This is a genomic window from Cupriavidus sp. WS (assembly GCF_000395345.1).
Taxonomy (GTDB): domain Bacteria; phylum Pseudomonadota; class Gammaproteobacteria; order Burkholderiales; family Burkholderiaceae; genus Cupriavidus; species Cupriavidus basilensis_B.
In genome coordinates this window covers 1-17,232 of the sequence record NZ_AQPL01000354.1, presented here as the reverse complement: position 1 = coordinate 17,232, position 17,232 = coordinate 1, and the positions used below count along the sequence as shown (strand labels likewise).

Annotated in this window: 18 protein-coding genes and 1 tRNA gene; 8 read left to right on the top strand and 11 right to left on the bottom strand. The window is 68.9% G+C overall.

Annotation, left to right across the window (positions count from 1 at the left end; genetic code table 11):
* From K206_RS41865 to K206_RS0126155, 4 genes are all read right to left on the bottom strand, one after another.
* Positions 1-216, bottom strand: a 216-nt coding sequence (locus K206_RS41865; RefSeq protein ID WP_020205337.1) for a hypothetical protein, incomplete at its 3' end; no start/stop codon positions are given.
* Positions 200-1,075 carry a ParA family protein gene (locus K206_RS0126165; protein ID WP_020205336.1) on the bottom strand — a complete coding sequence of 292 codons (876 nt, stop codon included), beginning with the start codon at positions 1,073-1,075 and terminating at the stop codon, positions 200-202. The genes K206_RS0126165 and K206_RS41865, both read right to left, overlap by 17 nt.
* 42 nt (positions 1,076-1,117) lie before the next feature.
* Entirely contained in the window at positions 1,118-1,330 is a 213-nt protein-coding gene (locus K206_RS0126160; protein ID WP_011347600.1) for an AlpA family transcriptional regulator, read from the bottom strand.
* A 119-nt stretch (positions 1,331-1,449) separates the two neighbouring features.
* Positions 1,450-2,205: a hypothetical protein gene (locus K206_RS0126155; RefSeq protein ID WP_020205335.1), complete on the bottom strand. Its 756-nt coding sequence runs from the start codon at positions 2,203-2,205 to the stop codon at positions 1,450-1,452.
* Positions 2,206-2,234: 29 nt separating this feature from the next.
* Here K206_RS0126155 and K206_RS43875 point away from each other — a divergent pair, with 29 nt between their 5' ends.
* Both K206_RS43875 and K206_RS0126150 read left to right on the top strand, forming a co-directional pair.
* Positions 2,235-2,375, top strand: coding sequence for a hypothetical protein (locus tag K206_RS43875; protein ID WP_196812923.1), 141 nt, complete (start codon positions 2,235-2,237; stop codon positions 2,373-2,375).
* Between the two features lie 636 nt (positions 2,376-3,011).
* Positions 3,012-3,086: transfer RNA gene (locus tag K206_RS0126150), tRNA-Thr, on the top strand.
* Positions 3,087-3,207: 121 nt separating this feature from the next.
* Here K206_RS0126150 and K206_RS0126145 read toward each other — a convergent pair.
* Positions 3,208-3,624, bottom strand: coding sequence for a hypothetical protein (locus K206_RS0126145; protein ID WP_029044110.1), 417 nt, complete (start codon positions 3,622-3,624; stop codon positions 3,208-3,210).
* A 249-nt stretch (positions 3,625-3,873) separates the two neighbouring features.
* Between K206_RS0126145 and K206_RS0126140 the strand changes: the two genes are divergently transcribed.
* Positions 3,874-4,977: an MBL fold metallo-hydrolase gene (locus tag K206_RS0126140; RefSeq protein WP_020205333.1), complete on the top strand. Its 1,104-nt coding sequence runs from the start codon at positions 3,874-3,876 to the stop codon at positions 4,975-4,977.
* Between the two features lie 12 nt (positions 4,978-4,989).
* Here the strand turns inward: K206_RS0126140 and K206_RS0126135 are convergent, their stop codons facing one another.
* The 5 genes from K206_RS0126135 to K206_RS0126115 form a co-directional block, all read right to left on the bottom strand.
* Positions 4,990-5,616: a trimeric intracellular cation channel family protein gene (locus K206_RS0126135; RefSeq protein WP_029044109.1), complete on the bottom strand. Its 627-nt coding sequence runs from the start codon at positions 5,614-5,616 to the stop codon at positions 4,990-4,992.
* Positions 5,617-5,779: 163 nt separating this feature from the next.
* Entirely contained in the window at positions 5,780-6,556 is a 777-nt protein-coding gene (locus K206_RS0126130) for a hypothetical protein (RefSeq protein ID WP_020205331.1), read from the bottom strand.
* Between the two features lie 15 nt (positions 6,557-6,571).
* Complete coding sequence (locus K206_RS0126125) at positions 6,572-9,115, bottom strand: TonB-dependent receptor (RefSeq protein ID WP_020205330.1); 2,544 nt, start codon at positions 9,113-9,115, stop codon at positions 6,572-6,574.
* 139 nt (positions 9,116-9,254) lie between these two features.
* Entirely contained in the window at positions 9,255-10,235 is a 981-nt protein-coding gene (locus K206_RS0126120; RefSeq protein WP_029044108.1) for a FecR domain-containing protein, read from the bottom strand.
* A gap of 6 nt (positions 10,236-10,241) precedes the next feature.
* Positions 10,242-10,754: a sigma-70 family RNA polymerase sigma factor gene (locus K206_RS0126115; protein WP_020205328.1), complete on the bottom strand. Its 513-nt coding sequence runs from the start codon at positions 10,752-10,754 to the stop codon at positions 10,242-10,244.
* 819 nt (positions 10,755-11,573) lie between these two features.
* Between K206_RS0126115 and K206_RS0126110 the strand changes: the two genes are divergently transcribed.
* From K206_RS0126110 to K206_RS0126090, 5 genes are read left to right on the top strand one after another with little or no spacing between them, the layout of a single operon-like run.
* A complete protein-coding gene (locus K206_RS0126110) occupies positions 11,574-12,938 on the top strand; it encodes a cytochrome c peroxidase (RefSeq protein WP_020205327.1) in 1,365 nt (454 codons plus the stop codon).
* A 36-nt stretch (positions 12,939-12,974) separates the two neighbouring features.
* The gene (locus tag K206_RS0126105; RefSeq protein WP_020423913.1) at positions 12,975-14,384 is read left to right on the top strand and encodes a porin; all 1,410 of its coding nucleotides are present in this window, start codon (positions 12,975-12,977) and stop codon (positions 14,382-14,384) included.
* 46 nt (positions 14,385-14,430) lie between these two features.
* On the top strand, positions 14,431-14,991 hold the full coding sequence (locus K206_RS0126100; protein ID WP_029044107.1) for an FMN-binding protein: 561 nt from the start codon (positions 14,431-14,433) through the stop codon (positions 14,989-14,991).
* Positions 14,992-14,998: 7 nt separating this feature from the next.
* Positions 14,999-15,850, top strand: a complete 852-nt coding sequence (locus tag K206_RS0126095) for an FAD:protein FMN transferase (RefSeq protein WP_020205324.1) — start codon at positions 14,999-15,001, stop codon at positions 15,848-15,850.
* Between the two features lie 23 nt (positions 15,851-15,873).
* Positions 15,874-16,335, top strand: a complete 462-nt coding sequence (locus K206_RS0126090) for a hypothetical protein (protein WP_020205323.1) — start codon at positions 15,874-15,876, stop codon at positions 16,333-16,335.
* Positions 16,336-16,344: 9 nt separating this feature from the next.
* On the opposite strand, the gene K206_RS0126085 is transcribed toward K206_RS0126090, so the two are convergent.
* Positions 16,345-16,875, bottom strand: coding sequence for a Fur family transcriptional regulator (locus K206_RS0126085; protein WP_020205322.1), 531 nt, complete (start codon positions 16,873-16,875; stop codon positions 16,345-16,347).
* Positions 16,876-17,232: the final 357 nt, after the last annotated feature.

Sequence of the window (17,232 nt, the reverse complement as noted above, 5' to 3'; positions counted from 1 at the left end):
GGCCTCGCGCTCGGCGCGGCGGATTTGCGCACGGGCGTTGAGGGTCGCCCGGTGGTCGCTGGCGGTCGAGCTGGTGTAGATCGCGGCGCAGCCAGCCTTGGTGAATTTGAGGTGGCCGCCCGGCGTGCGTTTGACGTGCCACCCTTCGCTAACCGCGAACTCGATCAGGGCGCGAAGCCGCTTATGGCCTCGGGCAAGCTCATGTGCGTTCGCCATGAGGCCTCCCGGTATCAAGAGGGTGTGGCGGACGGCCGGACACCATGGCAAATCGGTGCTGCCATTGCGGGAACAGTTCGTCTGCGAGGCCGCGCATGGTGTCGAGCGCGGCGGGGGCGACTCTGCCCGGCGGCTGGCGGTATTCGACCCGATGCACCGGCAGTCCGCGCGTAGCTGCACGCGGATACGCCTCGATGGCCGGCACGTCGGTGGACAGCACGCGGATGCCGGCGTGGTCCTGGAAAAGATCGCGCAGGGCCTGCTGGATCAGCCGTGCATTGGCGGACACAGGATGGACGCGATTGATGAGCAGATGCAGAGGTGGAGGCTCGATGCCCAGGTGCCGGTACGGCGCAATGTCTTCGAGCAACTGCATGGTGCCGCGCCGCAGCTCGCGCGCCGCGAGGATTTCCGGGGTCACGGGCGATAGCGCGAGGTCGGAAGCGAGCACCGCCATCTCCAGCAACACCGAGCGCGCGCCTTGGGTGTCGATCAGCACCAGGTCATAGAGAGGTGCCAAGACCGGCAAGAGATGGCGCAACCGCAGGCGCCCATCTGGCGCGTGCAGCAGCAAGGTGTTCAGCTCGCCTCGGTGGTCGTTGGAGAGCACCAAGTCCAGGCCAGCGATGATCGTGCGGGAAATAAGCAGCCCGAGGTCGCGCTCGTTGAAGGCCAGCAACTCGTAGATGCCACCAGGTGCGCGGTGGCCTAGCTCGTAGTACGAGGACAAGGTGGGCTGCACGTCGAGGTCGAGTAGCAGCACACGCAGCCCCGCGTCCGCGGCAAGCCCGCCGAGGTTCGCGGCCGTGGTGGTTTTGCCGACGCCACCTTTGGTTGAAATGATGGATACGACCTGCATGGCGTTCTCCGTGTGAGGATGGGAAGTCCGCGGGAGAACGGGTCAGGCCCGGTTGTTGACGCGCTCGGCGATCCACTGATCGATCTCGATGGAGTCCCAACCCACTGCGCGCACCCCCAGACGCAGCGCCTGGGGGAACTGGCGTTTCTTCATCAGGTTGTAGATGTGAGCGCGTTTGAAGCCGGATTTCGCTTCGACTTCTTCCAGGCGCAGGATGCGGCGCTCGTTCGGTGGCAGTACAGGTGTTTGCGACATGGCGGTCACTCCTGAACGCTCAGTGGCGTTTGTTGGCGTGACCTCCATTCAATAGACATGGCTGCGGAAAGACATTGCAAATGCAATCTCCGCGACTGCACATACAAGCTGGAAAAACTTCAGAGGGATGCGCTACGCAGCCGGCGCCTTGCAGTGGCGAACTTGCCGTTCAACGTCCGCTCCGCGATACCCATGGCGCCGCCGTGATGAGCAACTAGTGCGCTGACAACGGCTTCCTGGGTCTTGAAGCTGGAGTACGGCGTGCCAGATGGAGATTGGCCGAGCATCAGGTCCAGCATCCCTCCGATGATGTTCAGATAGGTAGCTTCCGCCCGGTCGCTGATGGGGCATTGAGCGCACGCGGGGATCGCCGTGGACTGCTTGAGAAGAGCATCGTGCTTCTCCTGCAATTCTTGCAGTTGACGCTTGTACAGACCCAAGGCAGATTTAAGGGCGAGTCGTTCGACCAGCATGGCTTGCCCCGTTTCTAGCGAGATGACAGGATGGGCGATGCGCTCGCTGCGCGAGAACAGGAAGCCAGGACGTTGCTCGGGGTAGTGCTGGCGCATCCAGCGCTTCAGATCGACATGGCGAACCGTCAGATCAGGGGACTCGATCAATGCGATATCGCGTGTCGTGATGCCGTTCTCCCCGAAGGGCAGCTCACCATTGAGGATGCCGTCGTAGATGCGTTCGGTGTACAGCCGCAGTTCGCCCCAGCGTGGGCAGTCCAACGACTCTGGCAGATTCCTGGGAGATGAAATCGAGGCCAGGATCACGGGCTCGTACCGCAGCAGCCCAGCCCAACGGATGGACGCTTCAATCGGGCGATAGAACACCTTTGATGTTGGTGCATCATTCTTGTTCTCGTGCATGCTCCGTCTCCTTCCAGGAGAAGAACTACATGGCCGACTCCTTTATCGCCGACCCCGTGGTCGGGCAGTTGTCTGTGCAGGAAGCGAACCCCGAGGCCCGGTTCGTCATGAGGCTTGAGCACCTCTCACCAGTTCGTTCTACTGGTAGCCGTCATGTGCCCAATGTGTAAAAATTCATCGACCGCTAGAAGGTCGAGCATCGGGATAGAGGCTCGACAGTGACGCTCACGCTATCAGCGTCGTAATAAGTTGCGGCTTCTGCAAAACTGTCTCGGTATGGCCTTATATGCCAGCGGTGTCACAAGGCGCAGTGGCATGGCTGTTGTCGTCTACCGTCCCGTTAAACGCAGCGAAACCACCCCTGTCATACCCACCCAGGCATCCTGATATACCGATAAAGAATCGCGCGCGTAGGCCCGATGGCTAGGGTGCGCGCTCTTTCATGGTGAACTGACCACATGGCGGACGTGCGCTCGACGCTTCGCGGTTGCCGCTTCAAGGCGACATGCGAACTGCGCCGACATCGGAGGCATCTGGCTGGCCTGCGTCGTGGTCTTGAAGCGGGAGAAGAGGGTCAGCCAGCGAACCTTGGTCCGTCGCGGACTGAGGGCGCGTCTGATGTGCTGGGTACGTGTCCTTGGCCGCTAGTGGTGCTCTTTGGATGATCCTTGTTGCCGAGGACGAAAAATAAGGCTACAATTGAGGTCTTCGCTGACCACCTAAGCGAAGAAAGTGTTTGGGAAACAACGACTTACTGCTCTAGTAAACGTCTCGTCTCCCGCTCCAGCACGACAGCATCAAACATCGCCCATGTGGCTCAGTGGTAGAGCACTCCCTTGGTAAGGGAGAGGTCGGCAGTTCGATCCTGCCCATGGGCACCACTTCCCCTTCGGTTTTTCTCATCGCCTGCCGCCGCATGATGCGGCGCACGTTCCCGTTGCTGTGGCATTCGCCCGGCCCGTCGCCGGGCAGCTCCTTGTCAGCACTTCCCGGAAGACCCCGTCAATCGCAGATGATCGCGGTGATGAACGGCGCCGCGTGCTCGGCCCGCGCCTTGCTGCCCGAGGTGGCCAGCGTCTTGGTGATGGCTTCGGTGCTGCCGACCACGGCGACGCCGTGGAGCGGCTTGTCCAGCGGCGTGCCCTTGCCGGCCTTGAACAGCGCGTCGCCGGGCTGGTAGCCGAACACGGCGAACACGCTGCGGCCGAGCACGGTCATGCCGGCGTCGCTCTTGGGCCAGAAGGCGTTGACCGAGTTGTCTTCCACCCGCATGGGGCTGGTCTCGATCAGGCGCTGCTGCTGCAAGCCGGCGATGAACTGGTGGGCGGATTCGCCGCAGGCCAGCAGGGAGTCGAACGAGGCGGCGCTGCCCAGTGCCGGCATGGCGGCCAGCAGCGCCGCGAATAGCGGATGTCTCATGATGGCCATTACTTTACCTCGCCTTGCGCGATGGCGTCCGCGCGGGCGGCCGGCCCCGGGCATCGCATGGTCTTGGGGGAGGCGGTCAGGCGGATGGTGCGGCCGGCCCAGGCGGCTACCGCACACAACCCGGGGGGCGCGGCCGGCGTCGGCCGATGCGAACCGCCGGACCTCGGTAGAATCGATCCACCTCACAAGCGCGGCGGCCCCGGTGCCGGACCGCCCGCGGCATCCAAGGAGCCAGACAAGATGAGCAGCGAGAAAACCGCCGCCCCGGCCAGCCCCGCGCCCTCCGCGCCCTCCGCCCCGGCGGACGGCAGGCCCGTCCTCGAATACCCCTGCGGCGACGCGCCCGCGCCCGGCACCGTGCGCGAGATCGTGCCGGGCCTGCTGTGGCTCCGCATGCCGATGCCGTTCGCGCTGAGCCACATCAACCTGTGGGCGGTGCGCGACGGCGGCGGCTGGGCGGCTTTCGACGCGGGCCTGCAGACCAGCGAGACCACCACCGCCTGGCGCGATCTGTTCGCCGGCGGCGGCGCGCTGGCCGACGGGCTGACCCGGCTGTTCGTCACCCACATGCACCCGGACCATATCGGCATGGCCGGCTGGCTGACCCGCAAGTTCGGCTGCCGGCTGTGGATGACGCGGCTGGAATACCTGAACTGCCGCGTGCTGGCGGCGGACACCGGGCGCGAGGCGCCGGAAGACGGCGTGCGCTTCTACCGCCGCGCGGGCTGGGACGACAACGCCATCGAGGCCTACCGCGCGCGCTTCGGCGGCTTCGGCAAGTTCGTGCACGCGCTGCCGGACAGCTACCGCCGCCTGCGCGACGGCGAGCTGCTGCAGATCGGCGCGCATCAATGGCGCGTGGTGGTAGGCAACGGCCATTCGCCGGAGCATGCCTGCTTCTACAGCGAGGCGCTGAAGATCCTCATCAGCGGCGACCAGATCCTGCCGCGCATCTCGTCCAACGTGTCGGTGTTCCCGACCGAGCCCGATGCCGACCCGATGGGCGACTGGCTGGCCTCGCTGGCCAAGCTGCGGCGCGAGGTGCCGGACGACGTGCTGGTGCTGCCGGCCCACAACGAGCCGTTCCGCGGCCTGCATGCGCGCATCGGCCACCTGGAGCGCAGCCAGCACGCGGCGCTGGACCGGCTGCGCCAGGCGCTGGGCGCGCCGAAGCGGGCGGTGGATGTGTTTGGCGAGCTGTTCTCGCGGCCCATCGGCGCCGAGCCGGGGCTGCTGGGCATGGCCACCGGCGAGAGCATCGCGCACCTGAACTACCTGCTGCACCGGGGCGAAACCGTCATGGAGACGGACGACGACGGCATCGCCTGGTATCGCGCCGCCTGACGCGGCCCGCCGCTACCAGACCGGCGCCGTGGGCAGGTGCCAGTCGTTCCAGACCGCCAGCAGCCGCAGCACGAAGCAGGCTCCGCCGCCGGCCACCGCGGCCGCCACCGGCGGCAGGCCGAGCGCGCGCGTGCTCACCGCCACCGTCGCGCCGAGCCAGGCCGCGGTAGCGTAGATGTCCGCGTGCAGCACCACGGGCACCCGCGCCAGCAGCATGTCGCGCACCACGCCGCCGCCCACGCCGGTGACGGCGCCCATCAGGGTGGCGATGAACGGGCGCACGCCGTAGAGGCGGGCCTTCTGCGCGCCGGCCACGGCGAACAGCGACAGGCCGGCCGCGTCCAGCATCGTCGGCAGCATGCCGGCGAAATCGCGCGCGGCGGAATGGAAGACGAAGGCCGCCGCTCCGGTCAGCATGGCCAGCGCCGGATAGCGCCAGTCGCGGATCGCGTTGGGCGGGGCCGCGCCGATCAGCAGGTCGCGGATGATGCCGCCGCCCACCGCGGTGATCAGCGACACCACCATCACGCCGAGCAGGTCCAGTCCGTGCTGCATTCCGGTGATCGCGCCTTCCAGCGCAAATACGGCAGTCCCGGCCAGGTCGGCTGCCAGTACGACGACTTCGGCTTTTGTTCTCATTGAGGGCGTTTGGCTAAGTTTGCGCCCAGAGCATACTGGCCGGCGCGCCGGTGCGCCAGTGCATGAGTGTGGCGCGGCCCCAATTCCCGGGGGCAGGGGCGCCGCGCCGCGTCTCGGGGCTGGCGCGTGCGGCCCGCGCGCGGGGCCGGGTACTGGTGGCCGGCTAGCGCAGCCCCAGCGCCCAGTCCACCGCCGCATCGAACAGCTGGCGGCCCGGCGCGGCGAGGTTGGCGAAGGTGTCGTTGCCGAGGAAGAACATCACGCGCCGCGCGGGCGCCAGCGCTTCGTAGTCCATCGTGGCGCCTTTCTCGTAGGCGAAGATGGCGGCCTTGTCGGGCTGGCCGTACAGCGTGGCGATGATGCTGGCGCCCAGGCCGGGCTTGCCCCAGCTCATGCCGGCCTGCCGCTCGTAGACGTTGGCCACGCCGGCGGGCAGCCCGGCCGAGAGCGGATGGGGCGCGTTGACCAGCCACAGGTAGCGTTCCTTGGGCGCTTCGCCGAAATCGGTGTCGTGCCGCTTGCCGGTCATGGCGAGGTCGTCGAGCAGGTCGTTCTCCCAGGTCAGCAGCGGCCGGGGCAGCGCGCGCCAGCCGGCGGCGACGTTCTTGGCGGCGATGGTGGACGACATCACCACGAGGTCGGCGCCGAGCGCGGCGTCGGCGGGCTGGTCCTGCGCCAGCAGGCTGACCGCGTAGCCGCGCGCTTCCAGGTGCGCCTTGATCTTGAGGTCCACCGCCAGGTCCGGGCCGCCGGCCTGGACGACCAGCGCGATCTTCCGGCCGTGCCCCGCCGGTTCGGCGGCGTGCGCGCCGCCGGCCATGCTGCCGGCAAGCAGCAGCAGGCCGGCAAGGCGCGCGGCGAACGCGCGGCGGCGCGGGTTTGCGGCAACGCCGTGGCGCGGCGCGCGGCTGGCGCCTCGCTGGAGGTCGTGCGTGTTCATGGGTTTCCTCGTTCCTCAGAATTCCAGCGTGGTCAGCAGGGAGACCTGGCGCGCGTCGCCGATCGCCACGAAGTAGCGGTTGGCGCTGGACGGGTAGTAGGTGCGGTTGAACAGGTTCTTGACGTTGAGCTGGAAGCGCAGCTTCTGCGTGGCGCCGACCTTGGTCTCGTAGGTGGCGAAGGCGTCCGCCACCACGTAGGCGGGCAGCGCGAAGCTGTTGGCCGAGTCGCCCGGGCGCCGGCCCACGTAGCGCCCGGCCGCGCCCAGGCGCAGCCGGTCGGCGCCGAAGATCTGGCCGAAGTCGTAGACCGCCGCCAGCGAGCCGGTCTGCTGCGCCACGTTCCACAGCCGCATGCCGGCGTAGAGCGGGTCCTCGGTGGTCTTGGCGTCGATGAACGCATAGCTGCCGATCACGCTCCAGCGGTTGCCGATCTGGCCCGCCACGTCCAGCTCGATGCCGCGCGAGCGCGCCCGGCCGGAGGTGCGCCAGTCGGTCAGCTTGGTGGCGTCGTTGTACTGGGACACCAGCACGTTCTTCTTGTCGATGTTGAAGAACGCGAGGTTGGCGGTCAGCCCGCCGGTGAAATCCAGCTTGGTGCCGAGCTCCCACGATTTCGCTTCTTCCGGCAGCACCGAGGAATCGATCACCACGCCCGTGCTCAGCGGCGCGATGGTGGAGGTCGGCTTGAGCGACTGCGTGTAGCTGCCGTACAGCGAGACCGCCTCGGACCACTTGTAGACCAGGCCCGCGCGCGGCAGCCACTTGTTGCCGTCGAGGTCGGTGTTGGTCACGAACGGCCGCCCGCGCCCGGCCACCTGGCTGTACGACAGGAAGCGCACGCCGCCGACCAGGATCCACTTGTCGGTCAGGTGCAGGCTGTCCTGCAGGAACACCGAGGTGTCGTGCAGGGTGTCGGTCTGGTCGCTGTCGCTGGGCGACACGGTGCTCGACGCCGGCTCCAGCCCGTAGACGGGGTTGAGGTAGCTGAACTTCGACGTGGTGGCCTGGCGCAGCAGGTCGGCGCGGTAGATGCGCCGGTATTCGCTGTCCACGCCGACCTGCAGGTCGTTGCGCATGCCGGCCACCTGGAAGCGGCCGTCGAGGTAGCCGATGGCGTAGCTGTCGGTGCTCAGCGCGCCGTGGGTGGCGTCGTTGCTGCGCGTGAGGATGCCGGTGGTGGTGTTGACGCCGGCCACGCGCAGCTGGCCCGCGTCGTAGGTCTCGCGGTTGTAGCTGTAGCCGAAGTGTCCTTTCCAGTCGGCGTTGAACTGGTGGTCCGCCACCAGCTGGACCAGGTGGGACTGGCCGTCCATGCTGTTGACGGGCTCGTCCAGGCGGCGCCGGCTGGGAATCGCCAGCGGCTCGTTGGTGCGCGGGTCGAGCGCGGTGCCGCGGTCGAACGGATAGAGGAACTTGCGGTATTCGTACGACAGCACCACCTGCGTGTCCTTGCCGTACCAGGCCAGCGACGGCGCCACCAGCGTCTCGCGGTGCTCGCCGAAGTTGCGCCAGTACTGCTCGTCCACCTGGTCCACCACGAGGCGGTAGGCCAGGCCGGAAGTGCCGATCGGGCCGGTGGTGTCGAGCGTGCCGCCGGCGCCGTTCTTGCCGTGGCCGTAGGTGGTGCCGAGCACGGAGATGGCGTTGTACTGCTGCAGCATGGGCCGCTTGCTGACGATGTCGATGACGCCGCCGGGGTCCATGATGCCGTACAGCAGCGAAGACGGGCCCTTGAGCACTTCCACGTTGTCGGCCGCCGCGTTGAGCCCGCGGCCCTGGATCAGCGGCATGCCGTTGTGCATCACCGAGCCGTCGCGGTTGCCGCCGAAGCCGCGCTTGAGGATGGTGTCCTGGGTGCCGGCCAGCGTGTTGCCCTGGGTGATGCCGCTGATGTTGCCGAGCGCGTCGTCGAGGTTGCGCGGGCGCTGGTCGCGCAGCACCTGCGCCGGCACGATGTTGACCACCTGCGGGATGTCGAGCAGCGGCGTGTCCGAGCGCGTGACGACCGCGTTGGGCGGCGGGCGGTAGCTTTCCTCGCGCGCGGCGTCGGCCTGCACCACCACGGGCGGCAGCGCCGCCTCGCCCGGCGCCAGCGGCGGCACGGCAGCGGCCGGCTCGACGCGCCGGACCAGCGCGTAGCCGCCGTAGCCCTGCGCCACCGCGGCCAGGCCGGTGCCCTGGAGCAGCGCGCCCAGCGCTTCCGGCACGCCGTATTGCCCGCGCAGCCCCTTGCTTTGCAGGCCGGCGGCGATCTCCGGCGGGAACGACAGCAGGATGCCGGCTTCGCGGCCGAAGCGGTTGAGCGCGCCTTCCAGCGGGCCGGCCGGGATGTCGTAGGCCCTGGCCGGCGAAGGCTGCGACGCGGGCGCGTCGGCGGCGGTGGCGGCGCCGGGCGCGAGCGCCGCCACGCCCAGCCCGAGCGCCGCCACGGCATGGCCCAGCGCCGCCACCAGCGGGCGGCGCGCGGTGCGCAGCCGGCGCGGGGCGGGGCCGTGCGGCGTGGCTGGAGAGTCCTCGTTGGCGCGGAGGGCGCGTGCGGCGATGCGGTGATGTTCCATGATCGGTGACTCGGAGGAGGTTCGGAGATGTGGTGCGCTTATCTCTTATGTCCCGCGAGAATCGGAAACAGACCACCTCGGGCGCAAAAAAATCGCAGGCGGCTTTCGTGCGTGCCGGCTGGCCGCGGCCGGCGGCGGACTAGCCGGCCGGCTGCACTGTCACCCAGTAGCGGGTCAGGAAGTGGATCTGCACCGGCAGCGTGGTCCGCAGCGCATCGAGGATGCGGTCGGTATCGGCCAGCGGGAAGGTGCCGGACACCTGCAGCGCGGCGATCGCCGGATCGCAGCGCAGGCGGCCCGGGCGGTGGCGGCTGACTTCGGCGAGGAACCCGTCGAGGCGCATCCGGGTCGCGACCAGCATGTCGTCGACCCAGGCCGCGTCCGTCTCGCTGGCCGCGCCGATGTCGCCGATGGCGGTGCGCGTGAAGCGGGCCTGCTCGCCGGCGCGCAGCGTGCGCGCCAGTCCGTGGCCGTCGCGCGGGCGCACGTCGACCGCGCCTTCGAACACGCCGACCTGGCTTGCGTCCGGCAGGCGCCGCGCGGTGAAGCGCGTGCCGAGCGGCCGCAGCTCGCCCTGCTCGGTTTCCACCACGAAGGGCCGCGGCGCGGCGCCGTCCTTGCCGGTCACGATCATGATCTCGCCGCCGACCAGCCGCACCCGGCGCTCGGCGGCGGTAAAGCGCACGTCGATGGCGCTGTCCGTGTTGAGCGACACCACGGTGCCGTCGGCCAGCATGAGGCTGCGCCGCTCGCCGACCGCGGTGCGCTCGTCGGCCAGCCACTCGCGCCAGGGCGCGCGTTCTTCCGCGGTCCAGGCGATGCCGCCGGCGAACAGCAGCAGGGCCAGCGTCTTGACCGCCTGGCGGCGGCCGGCCGAGCGCGGCGGCAGCAGCGCCGCGCGCGCGACGGCGGCGGCCCCGGGCGAGGCGAACTGCCGCAACTGCGCGTTGACCGCTTCGATGCGCGCCCAGGCGCGGGCGTGGTCCGGGTGCGCCGCGCGCCAGCGTTCCCAGGCCTGCCGCGTGGCCGGCGAGGTGTCCTTTTCCTGCAGCAGGAGCAGCCATTCGACCGCGCGCGCGGCCACTTCGGGCGGGATGCCGGGTACTGTTTGCGCGCTCATGAATGCTTACTCCGGCGCGACGGCGAAATAGCACTGCGTGGCGGCACGCACGAGATAGCGCTTGACCGTGGTGACGGACACGCGCAACTGCGCGGCGATGTCCGCCTGCTCCATGCCGTCCAGTTGCGACAGCAGGAACGCGCGCTTGACCGCCGTCGGCAGGCCCGACAGCAGGCGGTCGATCTCGAACAGGGTTTCCAGCAGCATGGCGCGCTCCTCGGGCGAGGCCGCCATCGGCTCCGGCATGTGCGCGAGCGCATCGAGGTAGGCGTGCTCGAGCTGCTCGCGCCGGCGGTGGTTGGACAGGACGCGCTGCGCGACGGTGGTGAGAAACGCGCGCGGCTCCTCGATGCCGAGCGTGTCCTCGCGCGCCAGCAGGCGCAGGAAGGTGTCGTGGGCGAGGTCGGCTGCGCGATGCGTGCAGCCGAGCTTGCCGCGCAGCCAACGGCACAGCCAACCGTGATGGTCGGTGTAGAGCGCAAGCAATTCGCGCTGTGGTGCGGATTCCGCGGCCGGCATGGCAGTCCTTCCCGATCATACGGTGCGCAGCACCGGTCATGGCCAAAAAATGAGAACGATTCTCATTATATCAAAGCCGGAGACCGGGCGGTTGCGCGGACACGCGTGTCGGGGATTGCCGCAACATCGCCGGGGCGCGGCGGCCGCCGCAAGCGAGGCAAGCCGGGCGGGCGGGGCGGGCGATCAGTCGTGAGCCTGTAAATTCACTTCCGCCTGAATAAAGATAATAACCGGCGTATTTTTCAGCACATCTTTTGACCAAGGTCAATACACGCAAGCTAAATGATAAATCATCCTCCATTAAGGAAAAATTAAGGCTGGACCAGAGTAATCCGATGCCGCTCGGCATTACGGATGTCTTGATCCGGGAAAACGCCTTTTGGCGATAAGAAAAATGACGGAGAAACCTCTCGCGGGATACACGGGAGCGGCAGGGAATCAACGAAGACTGGCTTGAAAAAAGGGATTGCGGGATGCTGGAGGAACCGGCAGGACGACGCACAAGTTTCTTTGTTATTAAGAAGATGCATTTGAAGTCAGGCCAGATTGATTCAAGACAAGGGCCGCGAAATTAATCGGTGCGGTACCGGGTGACGCGCCGCCACAACACATTTACCTGAGCGCCTCAGATATATGTGGGGACCCCCCTGTTCATTCCCGAAAGTCCGCTTCTATAATCCGCTAAACACGAATCATTCTGATTCGTAAATTTCATACCTAACGATCGATCCATCTCGGCAGCGTCTCGCACGCCACAAGACAATGACTATCAAAGAGGGCCCTGAGCGGCGTCATCGGAGGGGAGGGCGGCGCGGCCTGTTGGCCGCGGTCCTGCTTGGCATGTGGCTGGCGGGCTGCGGCGGAGGCGGCGACGACGGCTCGTCCGGCAACAGCGCCGCCACGGCGCCGGTTGCCGGTTCGCTGTCGGCGATGGCGCAGGTCGGGGAAAAGATCTTCTCCGACACCGCGCTGTCGGCCTCGGGCCGGCAGTCGTGCGCGACGTGCCACGTGGAAAGCCGGGGCTACGCCGCCGACGACGGCCTCGCGGTGCCGCTGGGCGGCCCGAACATGGACCTGCCAGGCCTGCGCAACGCGCCTTCGCTGACCTACATGCAGTTCACGCCGGCCTTCAGCTTCCAGCCCGACGGCACGCCGGTGGGCGGCTTCTTCCGCGACGGGCGCGCGGCGTCGATCGCCGACCAGGCAGAGCAGCCGTTCATCACGCCGTTCGAGATGGCCAACGCCTCGGCGGACGAGGTGCTGGCGCGGCTGCTGACGCGGCCCTACATCAGCGATTTCAAGGCGGTATTTGGCGGGAGCTCGGTGACGGACGCGACCACGGCCCTGCACAACATCGGCCAGGCGCTGGCGCAGTACCAGAAGGAAGATCCGTCGTTCCACCGCTTCTCCAGCAAGTACGACGCCTACCTGAGCGGCACGGCCCAGCTCACGCCGCAGGAGCTCAACGGGCTGGCGCTGTTCAACAACCCGGCCAAGGGCAACTGCACGGCCTGCCACGTGTCCACGCCGACCGCCACCACGCCGGCGCTGTTCACCGACTTCACCTACGACAACGTCGGCATTCCGCGCAACTGGAAGATCGCGGCCAACGTCGACGGCAACACGCTCGGCTACGTGCCGCGGAACGGCGCGGCGCTCGGCGATCCCGGCCACGACTACTACGACCTGGGCCTGTGCGGGCCGCTGCGCGCGGAGTTCGCCGGCCGCACCAGCTTGTGCGGGGCCTTCAAGGTGCCGACGCTGCGCAACATCGCGCTGACCGCGCCGTATTTCCACAACGGCGTGTTCGACACGCTGGAAGAAGCGGTGGCGTGGTACATCACGCGCGACACCGATCCCGCGCGCTGGTACCGCAAGGCCGACGGCACGCCCGACATCCTCTACAACGACCTGCCGGTCGCCTACGCCGGCAACGTCAACGTGTCCGAGGTTCCCTACATTCCCTCGCTGGCGCCGAACCTGAGCGACGGCGAGATCGCCGACCTGGTGCGCTTCCTGTGCACGCTGACCGACGGCTTCGACGCGGCCAATCCGTCCGCCTACCAGCCGCCCGCGCAGTGCCAGTCCACCGCGGCCAGCGTGGCCGCCACGCGCGCCGGCGGCGCGCCCGCGCCCGCCGCCGTCACCAACACCGCAGTCACTGTCGCCAAGAACAGGAAATAGCCCGGAACGAGCCAGGAAAAACAGGGAGGAAATGCAATGAAGAGGACCATGATTGCCGCGGCGGCGCTCGCCGTGGCGGGGACACCTGCGCTTGCCGCGCCGCCGAGCGCCAGTCCGGCGGTGGTGCAGCAACTGGAGAAGAAGATCGACGACATGGCCGGCCAGCTCGATGCGCTCAAGGCCGAGCTCAGGGCCATGAAGGAGCAGAACACCGCGATGGCCACGCAGCAGCAGGCGCAGGCCCGCCAGCAGGCCGACCAGACCGCGCAGGTCGCGCAGCTGCAGGCGTCGCAGGAAACCCTGCAGCAGGCGGCGGCCAAGCCTTCGCCGCTGGACAACCTGAGCCTGTTCGGCTACGGCGAAATCGGCTATTCGCGGCCCAGCCGCAACACCAACGACACGCGCGCCGACCTCGGGCGCGCGGTGTTCGGCTTCGGCTACCGCTTCGACGACAAGACGCGCTTCGCCTCCGAGTTCGAGGTGGAGCACGCCATCGCCTCGTCGTCCGATGCCGGCGAGTTCGAGGTGGAGCAGTTCTACGTCGACCACATGTTCACCGACAAGGTGGGCGTGACCGCCGGCGTGTTCCTGATGCCGGTCGGCCTCATCAACGAGCACCACGAGCCCACCGCCTACTACGGCGTCTACCGCAATTTCATCGAGACCCTGATCATTCCCAGCACGTGGCGCGAGGGCGGCTTCGCGCTGCACGGCAACACCGACATCGGGCTGGACTGGAACGTGGGCCTGACCACCGGCCTGGACCTGTCCAAGTGGAACTTCACGCCCGAGACGCCGCTGTACGGCTCGGCGCTGGAGTTGCAGAACAACGGCTCGGCGCCGTTCCAGGCCACGCACCAGGAAATGTCGCTGGCCAACGCCAAGAACGCCTCGCAGTACCTGTCGCTGAACTACCGCGGCGTGCCGGGGCTGCTGCTGGGCGGCTCGGTCTTCACCGGCAACGCCAATCCGGCCGCGGGCGCGGGCAGCCAGCGCTCGACCCTGTGGGAAACCCACGCGCGCTGGACGCCGGGCAAGTGGGACCTGTCGGCGCTCTACGCGCAGGGCTACATCAGCAACACCGCCAAGGTCAACGCGCAGTTCCCGGGCACCGCCAACCCGATGCCGGCCTCGTTCTACGGCTGGTACCTGCAGGCCGCCTACAGCGTGTGGCAGCATGGCAGCTATCGCGCGGTGCCGTTCGCGCGCTTCGAGCGGTACAACATGGGCGCGCGCTACGAGGGCCTGGCGCCGGGCTTCCCGGCGGTGCCGTCGCAGCCGGTCACGGCCAGCGGCGCGGTGTTCCCCAAGCCTTACGATACGGTCTGGACGGCGGGCCTGAACTTCTACCTGAACCCGAACGTCGTGTTCAAGGTCGATTACCAGCGCTTCCGCGTCAACCGCGACTTCAGCCGCTTCGACCTCGGGCTGGGGATCTATTTCTAGTGTCATGACATGCGGCCGCGGCGCGCCGCGGCCGGAGGAAGCTTCGATGCACTACCGCTCTGTTCCCAGCGTCTTGATCTGTGCCGCGGCGGCGGCGTCCGCCGGGCTCGTCACGACCCGCGCCTATGCCGCCGACTACATGAGCGTGGCCGAAAGCCAGAAACTGATGTTCGCCGACGCGACCGAGTTCGCGCCGGTCGTGGTGGCGCTCAATCCGGAGCAGCTCCGGCAGCTCGCGGAGCGCGCCGGCGGGCCGCCGCGCCCGGGCGCGTGGCGCATCTGGCAGGCGCGCCAGGGCGCCAGCGTGCTCGGCTACGTGGTGGCCGACGCGGTGATCGGCAAGTTCGAGCTGATCAACTACGCGGTGGCACTGAGCCCGGCCGGCGAGATCCGCGACGTGGAGATCCTGGCCTACCGCGAGAGCCACGGCTACGAAGTCCGCAACAAGCCGTGGCGCAGCCAGTTCACCGGCAAGTCCGCGCAGGCGAAGCTGCGCGTCGGCGAGGACATCGACAACATCAGCGGCGCCACGCTGTCGTGCACGCACATCACCGACGGCATCCGGCGCATCGCCGTGATGGCGCAGATGGCGCTGGCGAAAGGCTGACCGCGCCGTGAGCCTTGCCACGCAGACCGCACAGGCCACGCCGGCCGCGCCGTGCCGCCGCGCGCGCCCGCTGCTGGGCACGCTGGTGGAGATACGGGCGAGCGGCCCCGCCGCGGCGCAGGCGGTGCGCGCGGGCTTCGCCGAGGTCGGCAGGATCCACGGCCTGATGAACCGCCATGCCGCCGGCAGCGACATCGGCCGCTTCAACCGGGCGGCGCCGGGCGAGATGCTCGCGGTGGATGCGCACACGCTGGCCGTGCTCGCCGCCGCGGCCCGCCTGCAGGCCGAGAGCGAGGGGGCCTTCGACTGCGTGTTCGACCGCGCGCTCGATGGCGCGCTCGATGGCGCGTCCGGCGGCGCGCATGGCCCGGCCTGGGCGATCGAGGGCGCCATGCTGCGCAAGCTGCGGCCGGCGCGCCTCGATCTCGGCGGCATCGCCAAGGGCTACGCGGTGGATTGCGCGGTCCGCGCCATGCTCGGCTTCGACATCGACGACGTGCTGGTCAACGCGGGCGGCGACATGCGCCATGCCGGCCGCGCGCCGGCCGCCGTGGCCTTGCGCGAGCCGGGCGCGCCGGCGCGCGTGGCGTTGCGCTGGCACCTGGACAACGCGGCGCTGGCCGGCTCCAGCGCGGGCGGCCTCGGCCTGTCCGCGGCGCCGCGCATCGCAGACCGGCGCGCGCCGTCGGTGCTGCCGGCGGGCGCCGGCGCCAGCGTGCTGGCGCCTTCGTGCATGCTTGCCGACGCCCTGACCAAGGTGGTATTGGTATGCGGCGCGCCCGATCATCCGCTGCTGGCACGCTACGGCGCCCGCGCGCTGCTCTATCGCGACGGCCGCGGCGGCAACCCCGGCAACTAGCCTATCCAACCCGATCTCGCCCGATGTACCAGCCCCATGTTCCCGCCCGCCGGCGCCGCACCGCGCGCCTCGGCCCGCACCGGCGCCTGGCCCTGTACGCCACGTTCGCGCTGCTGCTGCTCACCGGCCTGGCGTGGCTGCTGGCGCGCTGGCTCGAACTCGAGCCGGAGACCTTGGCGCCGTGGCGGGCGTGGAGCATGAAGCTGCACGGCGCGGCGGCGATGTACGCCACCTTCCTGCTCGGCATCGTCTGGTCGGCGCATATCCGCATGTGCTGGATCCAGCGGCAGAACCGCCTCGCCGGCGGGCTGTTCGCGGTGGTGGTCGGCTTGCTGGTGGCGACCGGCTTCGGCCTGTACTACTTCAACGGCGAGGCGCTGCGCGGCGCGACCGAATGGCTGCACTGGGGCGGCGGCCTCGCCGTCGGCGCGCTGTTCTGGCTGCACCTGGCGCGAGGGCGCCGGCAGGCCGCCGGCCACGACTGAGGCGGGCGGCTACGCCTGCTTCACGCACGCCGCGCATCTGCCGACCAGCGCGCTGCGCACCAGCGCCGGGCGCAATCCGCGCGCTGCCAGGCGGGCTTCCTGCATCGCCAGCAGCGTGGCGTCGAAGACCTCCTCGAAGCGGCCGCAGGCGGTGCAGAAGAAATGCTCGTGGACCGGCTGGTCCGCCAGTTCGTAGTAGTGGGACAGGGTATGGTCGCCGCCGGGCACCGAGACGCGCCAGAGCAGCCCGCATTCGGTGAGCTCGTAGAGCGCCGCGCGGAACGTGGAGAGCGCCATCCGGTAGGGCGATGCCATCATCAGCCGGCACAGGCCGTCCGCGGTCACGTGGCGGGACGGCGCCTCGCCGAGCACCAGCAGCACCGCGACCCTGCCCGGCGACACCGCGACGCCGCGCGCGGCGAGCGCCTGCGCGGCCTGGCGGCCGGGCTCTCCCCACACGGCTTCGGGCGTGCCGTCCTTCGCGCCGGGGCGCGCGGCGGCGGGCCGGGGAGCGAAGCGGCGATCGGTTCTGGTGGACATCGGCAACCGCGCGGCGCGCTACAGGAAGCGTGCCGCGAAGGGTGGCACGGACGACGGCGCGGCCACGGCGGCGCGGACGATGGCGCCGCACCGGGCTGGTCGGGAAGGCATGGCAAGGCGGAGGCGGGATGCACCAGTCATGAAGCTCGGACTCACGGAGGATGGCCGGCGGGACCGGCCGGTAGGCAGCGTCCGACAGGCCGGCGAGGGCCGCGAACGGAGTCAGAGCAGGCTAATGTGGATCATGCGCAAGCTCAATGCGCGTAGCGGCCGGGAGCGAAAAGGCGGGACATATGCCCCGCCCGTCCGGGCCCTTTGCCGCGCCGCCACGGGCATCGCGGGCGGCGCGGCAGGCCC